The 12,701-nt window shown below is 66.1% G+C and carries 7 protein-coding genes; 3 read left to right on the forward strand and 4 right to left on the reverse strand.

Annotated features, from left to right (window positions below):
* Window positions 1-198: 198 nt before the first annotated feature.
* The gene (locus ACSQ23_RS13895) at window positions 199-2,256 is read left to right on the forward strand and encodes a lytic transglycosylase domain-containing protein (protein ID WP_436090965.1); all 2,058 of its coding nucleotides are present in this window, start codon (window positions 199-201) and stop codon (window positions 2,254-2,256) included.
* 46 nt (window positions 2,257-2,302) lie between these two features.
* On the forward strand, window positions 2,303-3,247 hold the full coding sequence (locus ACSQ23_RS13900; protein WP_436090966.1) for an alpha/beta fold hydrolase: 945 nt from the start codon (window positions 2,303-2,305) through the stop codon (window positions 3,245-3,247).
* 7 nt (window positions 3,248-3,254) lie between these two features.
* Here the strand turns inward: ACSQ23_RS13900 and ACSQ23_RS13905 are convergent, their stop codons facing one another.
* From ACSQ23_RS13905 to ACSQ23_RS13920, 4 genes are all read right to left on the reverse strand, one after another.
* Entirely contained in the window at window positions 3,255-4,595 is a 1,341-nt protein-coding gene (locus tag ACSQ23_RS13905; RefSeq protein ID WP_436090967.1) for a hypothetical protein, read from the reverse strand.
* Between the two features lie 131 nt (window positions 4,596-4,726).
* Window positions 4,727-8,113 (reverse strand): OmpA family protein, encoded by a 3,387-nt coding sequence (locus tag ACSQ23_RS13910; protein WP_436090968.1) that lies wholly within the window; start codon window positions 8,111-8,113, stop codon window positions 4,727-4,729.
* Between the two features lie 225 nt (window positions 8,114-8,338).
* On the reverse strand, window positions 8,339-9,787 hold the full coding sequence (locus ACSQ23_RS13915) for a hypothetical protein (RefSeq protein ID WP_436090969.1): 1,449 nt from the start codon (window positions 9,785-9,787) through the stop codon (window positions 8,339-8,341).
* 301 nt (window positions 9,788-10,088) lie between these two features.
* Window positions 10,089-11,822: a tetratricopeptide repeat-containing sulfotransferase family protein gene (locus ACSQ23_RS13920; RefSeq protein WP_436090970.1), complete on the reverse strand. Its 1,734-nt coding sequence runs from the start codon at window positions 11,820-11,822 to the stop codon at window positions 10,089-10,091.
* Window positions 11,823-11,929: 107 nt separating this feature from the next.
* Here ACSQ23_RS13920 and ACSQ23_RS13925 point away from each other — a divergent pair, with 107 nt between their 5' ends.
* Complete coding sequence (locus ACSQ23_RS13925) at window positions 11,930-12,673, forward strand: SDR family oxidoreductase (protein WP_055879008.1); 744 nt, start codon at window positions 11,930-11,932, stop codon at window positions 12,671-12,673.
* Window positions 12,674-12,701: the final 28 nt, after the last annotated feature.

The raw sequence follows: 12,701 nt of genomic DNA on the forward strand, positions 1-12,701 counted from the left end.
CAAGCAAGCTGTCGATAGAGGCGCGACGCACACCCACAAGGACCGAGTGGCTAACCAAACGTTCACGCGCGCCGTGCAACCTTGGGACGCTGCAAGGGTGGGGGCACCTTGTTGGATTTCGTATTGCGGACCAACAGGACGGTTACCATGGTTGTTGCGAGGGGCGCGCGTCGCCTGATCGCCACTGGAATTGTTGGCTTGGGTGTACTCGGCGCTGCAACGCTGCCGATCCTGTTGTCGCGTGCCAACGATACCGCAACTGCCGATGTGGTGACGCCGGTCACCCGGCCGCCGCTGACGCCCGCCGTCGAGGCTTCGCTGCTCGATCCCGTGACCACCGGTTCGATCCCGATCAAGGCGCCGGTCGTCGATGCGAAGGCCGCCTCGGCTACTTTCAAGGAGGCGCTCGATCTGCTCGCCGACGGCAAGCAGGCAGATGCCTATGCGCTGGCCAGCGGCATCGCCGACACCGCCGAACGCCATGCGATCCAGTGGGCCGCTATCTTTTACGGCAACGGCGAAGTGCCGGCTGCCTCGGTGCAGCAGTTCATCGCCGACGCGCCCGATTTCGCCAGCAGCCCCGCATTCAAGACCCGGCTCGAGGAAGCGCTGACCAAGGAAAAGGCCGACGGCGCGACGCTGATCAAACAGCTCGGCGGCGCCATGCCAAACACCCTGGCGGCGCAGATTGCGCTGGCCGAAGCCTATGTCGGCAGCGGTCAGACGGAACGTGCCGCGCGCATCGCCCGCGCCATCTGGACCGAGAACTTTCTCGACAAGGCCACCGAGGCCAAGGTGCTCAGCCGGCTCGGCGGGCTGCTCGATCGTGACGCCCATTGGGCTCGCGCCATGCACCTGATGATGCATGATCGCGCCACCGGCGTCGAACGGCTGATGCAGTACATGACGCCGGCGCAGAAATCGCTGGCGCTGGCCCGCAACGCAGTGTCGCGCAACACCAAAAACGCCAAGAAGCTGCTCGACGCCGTCGATCCGTCGATGCGCACCAACTCGGTCTACCAGTTCAGCCGCGCGCAGCGCGCCCGGCAGTTCGAACTCTGGGACGACGCCATTAACTGGCTGGACAAGGCCAAGGGCGAGCCAGTTGATGCCGCCGAGTTCTGGTACGAGCGCCGCACCCTCGCCCGCCAGTTGCTGGCGCTGGGCGAAGTAAAGCGGGCCTACAAGGCGGCTGACGGCTATCGGGAAGGACCGGATGGCCGACTGGTCGAGGCGCATTTCCATGCCGGCTGGATCGCGCTGTCGTTCCTCAAGGATGCCAAGGCAGCGGCCCCGCATTTCGAGGAAATGACCAAGCATTCGACCCTCCCCGACTCGGTCACCCAGGCGAACTACTGGCTCGGCCGGGCCCGGCAGGCTCTCGGTGACGAAGCCGGCGCCGCCGAGGCGTTCAGCAAGGCCGCGGCGTTCGGCACCATCTACTACGGTCAATTGGCCCGCTCGGCGCTTGGCAAGCCGTCGGCTGAACTGCGCGATATGCCCGCCTGGAAACAGGCCGAGGCCGGCTTCGAGAGCCGGGAACAGGTGCGCGCCGTGCGCCTGCTTGCCGACAATGGCCACAAGGAACTGGCGGTTCCCCTGCTCCGCAGCTTCGCGGAGGGCTTTACCGACGGGGCCGATCTGTTGCTGTCGGCCAAGCTCGCCCAGGCACTCGATGCGCACCATCTCACTATCGCCATCGCCGATACGGCGGAGAAACGCGGCATCCCGCTCGACCTGTTCAACTTCCCCAAGGACGGCCTGCCGAGCACCAAGCTGGCCGCGATGGATACGGCGGCGATCTATGCCATCACCCGGCAGGAGAGCCGCTTCCAGGTCGACGCCATCTCGTCCGCCGGCGCGCGCGGCCTGATGCAGCTGATGCCGGCAACCGCCAAGGAAACCGCCGGCAAGCTTGGCGTGAAGTACTCGGCCAGCCGGCTGACCAGCGACGGCGAGTATAACGCGCTGCTCGGCTCGACCTATCTCAAGGCGCAGCTCGAACGCTTCGACGGCTCGCTGCTGCTCGCCGCTGCCGCCTACAATGCCGGCGCCGGCAACGCCCGCAAGTGGGTGAACACTTTTGGCGACCCGCGCTCCGATGCGATCGACCCGGTCGTGTGGGTGGAACTGATCCCCGTCCAGGAGACGCGGACCTATGTGAAGCGGGTGCTGGGCAACTATCTCGTCTACCGGGCCCGCCTGGGCAAAGACGACCTGAGCATCGGCGAGGCACTCAGAAAGATCCCGGGATAGTTCGCGGGCCGACAGTTGGGACGGCCGCAAATTCTGCTATTGCTCGATGATGTTCTCCCGCCCGCGTCTGTCGCCCGATGATCATCGCAGTTTCGCCACTCTGCCGGTGACCCGCTACACTGTCGGGCCGGCGGACGAACAGGTCGCGGTCCACATCTCCGGTCGGCTGGCCGGCGGGCGCATTCCCCTGGTCTGCGTGCCCGGTTACCAGCGCAACATGTTGGATTTCGCCGACTTCGCGAACCACTTCCACCGCGTTTACGGCGACGACTGGCCGATCGTCCTGGTCGACCTGAAAGGCCGCGGCCGTTCGTCGGATCGCACCGACAAATCGCGCTACATCTCGACCGTCGATGCGCTGGAGCTGGTCCAGGTGCTGGCGGCGCTGGCTGTTGATGGCGGCATTTTCGTCGGCCAGGGCTATGGCGGCCAGGTGGTGATGGCATTGGCGGCCGAGCGGCCGAACCTCTTGTCCGGCGCAGTGCTCATCGATGCCGGGCCGGTCTCCGATCCGCGCGGCCTGGTCCGCCTGCGCAACAACCTTCGGGACCTCGAGGGCAACCGCTCCGAAGCGGGCTTTCGGACCATGGCGCGCCGGATGCTGGCGCCAGACTACCCGGCGGCGACAGAGGGGCTGCTCGATGTGCTAGCGGCCCGCACCCACTTTCTCGACAAGCGCAACCGTGTCCGCGCCTTGTTCGATCCGCACCTCACCGGCTTGCTCGAGTCGTTTGAGCACGACGATATCCTGGTGCCGCAATGGCAGCTCTATGATGCCCTGGCCAGCGCCCCGTTGCTGCTGATGCGGACGCAACTCACCGAGCAGGTGCGGCGCGAGACGTTCGAGGAAATGCTGCGCCGGCGCCGCGACGCCGAGGGCTACGTGATCGAGGGCTCGGGATCCCCTGCCCTGCTCAACACCCCGGAGGATGTCGGCCCGATCGCCGAGTTCGTGCGCAAGCTGGTGAAGCGGCGCGCCAAGGCCGCCTGAACCCTCTCTACTGCTGGCCCGCCGCCTTCTTCGTCTCGACCGTCGCCGGGGCAAGCCCGCGCGCCTGCTCCCGCCAGTGCTCCCGCGCGATCCGGCCGGCGATGCCGAGGTGGTTCTCGATCCAGCCGGCATTGTCGTCGGTCAGTTCGGCGATCTGATCGAAGTGATAGAGGCCAAGCCGGTTCAGCGCCGTCTCAATGATCGGCAGGATGCCGATGACGTGCGTGAGATCGTCCTTCACGCCAAGCCGCGGCGCGGCAATACCCACGGGCCTGCCGGGGGCCTCGACGGGCTCAGCCGTCGCCCCCGGGTTGGCGGCCTCGGTGGCGGACGTGACGGCGGCAAGCGAGTCCACAACGATAGCCTCGGCTGAAACTTCCGGTAGGTCCACCCTGCGGGTCCGCGGCGATGCAGCGCGACGCGGCGACCAGTTGCCCTCAATGGCCCGCATGGCAGCGGCCTCATCATCTTCGGCGCTGGTCTCGGGCGCGGCCGGGGTGATGGGTTCCGGAGCGACGGCCACCTCTTCCAGCAACGGCGACGCCGCCGGCTGGGCGATCTCAGCAACCGCGGCAGGCGGCTGTTCAAGGGGCGCGTTCGCCGCAGCAGCGTCCGCCTCGGCGTCAGCGGCAGGGAGCTCGAGGGAAGCAGCCGTCTCTGCCTCGACCGCCGTCGCTGCATCGGGCTGTGCCTCTGCTTCGACGGGAGGCGCGACCTCCACCTCGACGACCGGCTCGGACTTCACCGCCGGCGGCCCGGCCACAACGGGAGAGGCTGGTTCAGCCGCCGGCATGGGGACCGCAGCAACGACGGCCGCCGGCTCCAGACTTTCTACGGCAAGCTTTTCGAGCGGGAACGGAATGACTTCGGCGCTGGCCCCCTCCAGCGTGACGACGCGAACCGGCACGGCGGAGCTGCGCGGATGCGCCACGACGTGGCCCGACGTGGTCTCCCCTGCCACTCGGGCCGGCCGCATTGGCTCGGCCGTTTTGGTCACGGCAACCGCGGGCAGCGGCGCAATACTCGGCATCTGGATCTTGCTCGCGGGGCTACCCGGCTTGTCGCCCGCCAGCGCCAGCAGCGCTTCGGTGAAATCGAGGGCCGGGACGTCGGCCGGCGCGACCGGTGTTGGTGTTTTCACCACTTCGCTAATGACCGGGGCCGCGACCAAGGCTGAGGCCCCTTCCGGCTTTGCCGGCTCGACAACCGCGACCGGCGACGACGCCGGCGCTTTGGTCGGCATCAGGCGAGAGGCCGCCAGACGGGCGAGCGCGCCAACAACTGCGCCGGAGAGGAACGCCACCAGCAAAAGCAGCGCGATTTCGAGGATGTGCGCAGGGTTCAGCATCTGCGACCTCAACCCTTCCGAGCGCGAACGGAGAGCCAGCCGGTAACGAGACCGATTGCTCCCGCAGCCAAAACGAACGGCCAGTAGACCTCGAGCAGATAGATCAGAGAATCCAGGGTCATATGCGTTCGCTACTCGTCGGCGAGGGTAAAGACGATGCGGCGGTTGGCCTGCTTGCCGGCGCGAGTCTCGTTGCTGGCGACCGGCAGGCTCTCGCCATAGCCGATGGCATAGAGCCGCTCGGGTCCGATGCCGCGCAGGATCAGCGCATCGACGACAGCCTCGGCGCGCGACACCGATAGGGCCAGGTTGGCCTCATCCTCGCCGTCGGCGTCGGTGTGTCCTTCGACGTTGACCGTCGCTTCAGGGCATAGCCCCAGGTAGCCAGCCAACTCGTCGATCGCCGGAACCGATTCATCGGCGATCCGGGCGCTGCCGGACTGGAAGACGATAGCGTTGCGGGCCGCAAACGCCGTCACTTTGTCGCGGCAGACATCCAGCGGCGGCAGCAACGTGACGCTGGTTTCCCACTGATCTAGCGTCGGAACCGCTGCCAGCGCGGTGAGCGCCGCCTGCTTGGCCTCCTCGGTCTCAGCCCGGCCGGCGAACACCCAGCGGTCGCCATCGAGCCCGAACTCGCCATCCGCCAGCAAGGCCAGCGCACGGCTGCCGGCATCGGCATTGGTGACGAAATCGTCAGGCAGGTCGGGGCTGATGGTCAGGGCCTCCGCCGGCTCGCCACCGGCGATGACCGCCAGATGCCGCCGCATCGGCTCTGCCGGCACCGCGCCCGAGAAGGTGATCGGACCGCCGAGCGACTTCTTGGCATCGAACAGATAGTTGCGGACCACCGGTGTTGCTGGCTCAGGCTGAGGCTCAACCGCCGGCTGCGGTTCGACCACCGCGACCTCCTGCTCAGCGGGCGCGGTCTCGGCTGCGGGAGGCGCCTCAACTGCGGGAGTGGCCTCGGCTGCCGGCACCGCTTCTTCGGCTGGCTCCGTCGCGGCTGTCGCGGGTTCCGGCTCCAATGCCGCCGGCTCAGCAGGCACGAGCTCGGTTGTGGCCGGTTCGGCCGTTTCCACCGTAGCGGGTGCGGGCTCTGGCGCGGCCTGTGTCGGCTCGGCCAAGGCTTCAATCCACGCCGCGCCGCCATCCGACGCCGTCGCGACTGCCGCCCGCGCGGCGTCGGCGTCGGCTGGGGTGAGCGGCTGGCCGGCGATGGACCAGGCTTTGCCGTCGTACTTCACCTCACCGCTTTCGAGCTTCAGCAATGCATCGAGGCCGGCCAGCGAGTCGGCGATGAAGCCCTGCGGCTCGCCCGAGCCGACCAGCGTGGTGTCGCTGCTGACCTTGCCGGCGCGCACCGCTGCAAAGCGGCGAACCTCCTCGGTCGGCACATAGCCGGAGAGTGCGAAGCTCCCATCAGCGGCCTTTACCGCCGACCAGACGAACGGCGTGACGACCGGCGCCGCATCGCCGGCCTGGATCGCGACATGCCAGGCGGAGGTGTCGGTTGCGGTGCGCAGGGCGGTTTCGAGCTCGTAGCGGCCGGTGGTGGTCGGCAGCTTGCCGGTCAGCGACCAGCTTCCAGCCGAGAGCGCCAGCGTGCCTTCGTCGAGCCCCAGAAGTGCATCGAGACCGCCGATGGCCGCCGGGATGAAGCCTTCGGGCGCCCCGGCGCCGAGAGCGGTTCCATCGACGACGTTGGCGCCGGCATGCCCTGCGAGGTAGCGCTTCAACTGTTCCGTCGGCAGGAAGCCGGTGAAGGCAATCCTGCCATTGGCCGACTTCTGCGCCCGCCAGATATAGGGATCAACAACCGGCAGCGCTGCCGTTTCGGCGGCACCCGGCAGGCTGACGCTGTAGGTCCAGCCGGCGGTCCGCAAACCGGTGGCGGCAAAAGCGGATTCAGCGGCGAAGGCTTCCTGCGGCGTGTCAACCGCACCATTGAGGCTCCAGCTGGCGCCGTCATAGCTGACCTTGCCGCTATCGAGCAACTGCAACACCCCGAGCGCCTTGAGCGCAGCCGCTTCGAAATCTGCCGGGTTGCCGTCGGCGATGACGGTGGTGTCGCTTGCGACCGCCGGCAGCCCCGCAACCAGGGCCTTGCGCACTGCCGCGCCGGGCACGTAGCCCGAGAGCGAGAACTGGCCAGTGGCGGTCTTCTCGGCGGCAAAGGTGAAGGGCGTCGCCAAGGGCGGCTTCACCGTCGTGCTGGCGAGAATGAGCCCCTGCGGCGCACCAAGCTCCAAGCGCGTCTCGATGGCAGCGAAGTCGGCCACCGTGGCGGCGCGCCCGTCGACGGTGATCACCGTTCCCTGGATGGTGGCGTGGCCCTCGCTCATCCGGCGCAGCGCCTCGAGCACGAAATCAATGCCGGATTCGAAGCGCTCCGGCGCGCCACGGCCAAGCTCGAGTCCGGCGGCATCGACATTGTCGAGCGCCTCGAGACGATCGCGGAGCGCTGCATCGGGGACGAAACCGTCGAGGACGATCCCGTTCGCGCCTCGCTCGGCGCTCAGCCAATACTCACCGACGAGCGGCGGCCCGAGCGTCACGGCGGCACCGGACGGCGTCATCGCGACACGGACGGATTCGGCTGTAGCGGCGTCCGCCGGCGAGCCGGCCAGGGTTGACGTACTATCAGAGATTGTTGCGCTACCGCTTTCCAATTTCAGGAGATTTTGCAACAGTAGTTTGGCGGATACGGCAAACTCGCTCGGCGCCCCGGATGCGAGCACGAGGCTCGTGGAAACGTTCGTCCCGGCGGGCGCCAGCGACTCGAGCTCGCCAACCAGCGTTTCGCTCGGGGTGGCGCCGGACAGCGTCAGCTTCCGCCCATCGTACTCGGCACGCCATTCGAACGGCGAAACCAGCGCCGGCTGCACTTCTCGGTAAGCCACCGTCACAGCGGCAGGAACAGCCGCCGCGCCGGTGTCGGCGAGCGAGGCATAAGCATCAGGCGATTTGGCCCGCCCCGAGATCGTCAGCTTCAGATCGGCAAGTGCGACTTCGCCCTCATCGAGTTGCCTGGCATAGCCCAGCGCATAATCGACGGCGGCGAGCCAGTTCGCCCGGTTGGGCGCCCCTGACATCAGCCGCGTTTCGTCGCGCGCCCCCTCCCCGGCGATATCAAGGATCTCGGCGCGTGCCTCCTCGTCGGGAAGGCCGCCGGAGAGCGTAAGTACGCCGCCCTCGATGGTGGCGATGAACGGGAATGGACTGACATATTCGGCGAGCACCACTTTCGAGGTCACGCTGCGGACGCCGTGCACGGCTGCGACTTTTGCGACAGCCTCGTCGATCATCGATTGCGTGGTGGCGGTGCCGGTGATCGTGGCGTCGCGCATGTCGAAACTGAGCTTCGCCCACTCGAACTCGGGACCGGCGATAACGGCGCTGGTGCGGCTCGCAAGATCCGGCGGGATGGCGCTGCCGCTCGTCGCCACGGCGGCGACGGTGCCGCCGATGACCGTGACGAAGGCTGGTACACCCCAGCGCAGGAAGATGCCGCTCATGCCGCCCCCGAAACAAGAACTCTGCCGACGCCATGCCGACGACGAGCCATAGCGCCAAACACTGAATCGGAGAAGTGCGTCAACGCCACTGACAATTTCAGAATGTCCAAGTGAACGGATAAATGAGGCCAAATGAACGAAGCCTGACAGCTTCGTGAATGCCCCCTGAAATAGAGAAAGGCCCGGCTGACGCCGGGCCTTTCCAATCCGATTGGGCCGTAAGGCTTACTCGAAGGTCTTCTTGAACTCGGTCTCGAGCTTGTAGCCCACGTCCGCACCGAGGGTCTCGGAGGTAACCGTGCCCTTGATCGAGGAAGTGTAACCACCGCCCGGAGCCCAAGCCAGCTTGGCCGAACCGTAGATCAGATCGTCGGAGCCGTTGTCGACAAAGCCGAGTTCGCCGGTGACAGTGATCGACTCGGTGACGGCAGCCGAAACGCCCGCCGCAACCTGCCAAGCATCGCCAAGGCCAGCGATGTTCTGCTGGTACCAACGGCCGCCGACATTGACGGTGACGCCTTCGGTGACCGCGAAGCTCGCAGACGCACCGGCACCAAGATCGGTGTCGACACCGTTGTCAACAGCTTCGAAGGCCGCCGCGAGGGTGAACATATCGAAGGTGGCCGAAGCCGACGCGAGGACGTTCCAGTAGTCGGTGACCGGGGCAACATCGTCGTGACCAAAAGCACCAGCCAGAACGACCTTGAAGTTGTCGAACGTACCGGCAAAGCCAGCATGGACGCCCCAAGCTTCGACTTCGCCGTCCAGCACGCCAGCGGCAGCGCCGGTGATGTGGGCCGAGATGCCTTCACCAGCGTAAGCAATCACGCCAACAGCGGTGCCAGCACCATAGAGCGGGGCGACGGGATCCGCCTGCTGGTTGTCGAGCTTCTCAAGACCAGCGCTGATCGTGAAGCCGTTGCCAAGGTCAGACGTGACCTGGATGACCATGCCACCGTCATCGAGGCCATCGGTATCGCCGCCGAGCGGCCCCCAGCTGACGCCACGATCGACGTCTTCCGAGTTGAAGAGGTCAAGCCACGTCAGGGGCTCGTCGTCGCCCTTGTTCATGATCGAGCCCTTCTTGCCCGCCATGATCACGGTCGAGTCACCGATCGAGACATAAGCTTCGTCAAGAACGACCGAACCGGGGCCGGAGTAAGTCCAGTCGCCGTTCACGTCGACGACCGGGTCGCCGTTACCGTCGAGGATGTAGCCGCCGTCACCGGTGGTCGAACCGCCGTAGTAGCGCACGCCTTCGTTATCGACACGAGCGTCGGTCACCTGCTTCAGCTTCAGGACCGCCTTAGCGGGACCGAAGTCAGAGTCAGCAGTCGCGACGAACTTGATCCAGGCGTCAAAGCGCGAGCGCCAGTCCAGATTGTCGTCGGTGCCCGGAAGAGCGCCGTCACCGCCGCCGATCCAGGCGATGCCACCGTCGGCCGGAGTAGCGACGCCGAACGACTCGTTGTCGAAGTCGCCCCAGCTAAACTTGTACTTCACTTCGCCGGTGATCTGCAGGCAGTTGGTGTCGGACGAGATCGTCAGACCCGACAGGCCCAGAGCGTCGCAAACGTCAAGCGACGTCAGAACGCCGAGATCGGCCGCGAAAGCGCCGCCGGTCGAGAGACCCGCTGCCGCCACAGAACCCAGAAGAAGGCTCCTGATTTTCATTATTGACCTCCAAAGTCAGTCATTCGTTTTGCCAGTTGCCCGGCGGCTTGTCGAAACGCGACCACACTTTTGTGTGTGTTGCCGTCGCGTTTGCGACCGACAAACGATCCCATGCATGGATTCGCAAGACCCACTCTACGCAGGAGTTCGGGAGGCGCAATCGTAGAATGGCTGAATTGCGGCAGCGCCAAGGTGGTTGCAGACCGGCTGTTGCAAATTCGGCACAGGTTTGGAAACGGGCCGTTAACACTTGCAACCCGAGTCCCCCGGAAGGACCGTGCCGGACGTCGCGTGCTCGGCGTCAGGCCCAGAGTTCGGGGTGAACCTCTCGCCACGCCGCCATGTGGGCCGAGTGATTGGCGGCGCGCTCGGCGCTCGACCAATCCCCCTGCTGCGGCTCCGATTGGGCCGGCGCAAGGCACGCCTCATCCCAATCGGCCCCCAGGAACTGCAGCAAGCTCGCCATCGGGGCCCGCCGATCGGACATCAGGGCACCGACGTCGAGGTCGCGAATAAACCCCGGGAAGCGCGTGTGCCAATCGCTCATCAGCTGCGAATACGCCGAATGGTAGCCGCGCAGCTCGCCCAGCTCGTTCGAGTACTCGAACCCGGCGCCGGTGAGGAACTTCTCGAATATGGCGACGCGATGCTCGGCGGGCGGCCGCACGCAGTGAATGATCCGGGCATTGGGCAGGGCGAGGCGGATGAAGCCCAGGTAGTGATAGTTCGATGGCATGGTGTCGATGACGCGCTTGCCGTCGGGAATCAGCCGCTGAGCTTCTTCCATGTAGGCGCGTCCAAGCGCAGCGAAACGATTGGCCGGTATCGCCGACAATGGGAGCCCGCCGGTTTCCCGAAGCAGTTCACGCACCAGCCTGCCCATGGTCGGCAGCTCTCCAGCGCCCGCGAAAGCCGGATGTGAGGCGAGGATCAGTTCCAGCGTGCTTTTGCCTGACCGCGGCAGGCCAACGATGAAGACCGGGTTCGCCGCTGACGAGGCGCCGCTCAGCAGCATCTCATCAGCATCACGAAAGCGCTCCAGCTCCGACTTCAGGAGGTCGGCCTCGCGGTTCAGCGAGAAGGTGACGCGTTGCCGCTGCATGCGGTTCGCCTCGATGAATGCGGCGATGGATCCGGAATGATCTCCAATGTCGGCCAGAGCCTTGCCCAAGGCAAAGCCGGCAAAGATCCGGTCGACGATATCGACATGCTCTGACCGGAACACGCCCTCCATTGCCGCGACTGCGCCATCGCGCGCCCGGTGGCGCACCGAGGTGGCGCGCTGCAGGTGTGCCTCGCCATATGTCGGCCGCAGGGTGAGGGCGCGGTCGAACCCGGCGATCGCCTCGTTTATCGCGCCACCCGCATAGAGTGAGCGCGCGCGCTGCATGTGAAGGGTGGCCTCTTCGGGAAGGACAGCCAATCCCCTGTCGAGCAGCTCCAGCGCCTCCGCCGCGCGCCCTTGGTCGATCAGCATGAAGGCAAGCCGATCATAGGCCTCGGCATAGCCGGGCCGCAGCTCGATCGCCTTGCGATAGGATGCTTCCGCCGCGAAATGGTCCCCCCCCTGACGGAGCATGCTGGCCAGCCTGAAGTGGAAGGCAGGCTCGGTCGGCCTAATCTCGGCAGCATGCCGATAGGCATCGGCGGCCTCGTTGAACCGCCCCAGTGAGCGGTTGGCCATGCCGAGATTCGAATAGGTTTCCGCCGATGCCGGCTGAATGGCCACGGCGCGTTGCAGCACTTCCACCGCTTCGTCGTTGCGACCGGCGCTGCTCAGCGCCACCCCCATATTGGCGAGGTATTGCGGGTTGGAGGGCTCGGTCTTGAGCGCCACGGCGATGTGACGGATGGCGGCGGTCGGTTCTCCCTGCTGCATCAGCGTGAGCCCGAACAGGTGGTTGGCTGCAGGGTGCCCGCCGTCGAGGCGCAGAATCTGCTGGTACAAGCCTGCTGCCTCTGTTCCGCGCCCAGCCTGGTGAAGCTCGATGCCGCGCTGCAGCAGGCTCTCCACCGTCCGGCCTTGCGGTTGCATGTGGGGAACTCGACGGGAAGGGGACATGCGTCTCTTGCTAATGGCTGCCTTGCCTATGCCGCAAGTCCTCGTCCATATGACGGCAACAAAGGGCGGGAAAGCGGAAAATGACAGACGGCAAGGTGGCGGTGGTGACCGGCGCGACCTCGGGTATCGGGCGCGCAACGGCAATCGGGCTGGGCAAGGCCGGGTATCGCGTGGCGATTCTGGGGCGACGCGAGGTCGAGCTCAAGGAGACAGCGCGGCTGAGTTCGGCGCAGTATAGTGGGGTTTGCGATGTCACCGACCCCGCAGCCGTGCACCGCTACTTCACCGACCTGAAGGCGAAGCTCGGCCGGGTGGACGTGGTGTTCAACAATGCCGGCCGGTTTGCACCGCAGGCGAGCTTCGGCGACACCGATATCGGGACCTGGCAGGGCATGGTGGATGTGAACCTCAACGGCGCATTCTATGTGGCGCGCGAGGCATTCCGGGCGATGCGGGACCAGACGCCGCAGGGTGGCCGGATCATCAACAATGGCTCGATCTCGGCTTACGTGCCGCGGCCGGGCGCGGCGGCCTACACCGCCACCAAGCACGCGATCACCGGGCTGACCAAGGCGATCTCGCTGGATGGACGGGCCTTCAGCATTGCCTGCGGGCAGATCGACATCGGCAACACCGCCACCGACATGACCGCCAGGATGACCACTGGGTCACTGCAGGCCAACGGCACGATGGAGCCGGAACCGACCTTCGACGTGCAGCACGTGGTGGACGCGATTCTCTACATGAGCGGGTTGCCGCTCGAGGCGAACGTGCAGTTCATGACGGTGATGGCCACGACGATGCCGTATATCGGCCGGGGGTAAATCCCAGTCCTGCCGAACGCGGCCCTCC

The organism is Devosia sp. LjRoot16, assembly GCF_964252795.1.
GTDB lineage: Bacteria > Pseudomonadota > Alphaproteobacteria > Rhizobiales > Devosiaceae > Devosia_A.

Bases quoted from the DNA above. Each gene is read 5' to 3' on its own strand.
- ACSQ23_RS13900 (WP_436090966.1), top strand. From the start codon at position 2,303: ATGATGTTCTCCCGCCCGCGTCTGTCGCCCGATGATCATCGCAGTTTC.
- ACSQ23_RS13905 (WP_436090967.1), bottom strand. From the start codon at position 4,595: ATGCTGAACCCTGCGCACATCCTCGAAATCGCGCTGCTTTTGCTGGTG.
- ACSQ23_RS13910 (WP_436090968.1), bottom strand. From the start codon at position 8,113: ATGAGCGGCATCTTCCTGCGCTGGGGTGTACCAGCCTTCGTCACGGTC.
- ACSQ23_RS13915 (WP_436090969.1), bottom strand. From the start codon at position 9,787: ATGAAAATCAGGAGCCTTCTTCTGGGTTCTGTGGCGGCAGCGGGTCTC.
- ACSQ23_RS13920 (WP_436090970.1), bottom strand. From the start codon at position 11,822: ATGCAACCGCAAGGCCGGACGGTGGAGAGCCTGCTGCAGCGCGGCATC.
- ACSQ23_RS13925 (WP_055879008.1), top strand. From the start codon at position 11,930: ATGACAGACGGCAAGGTGGCGGTGGTGACCGGCGCGACCTCGGGTATC.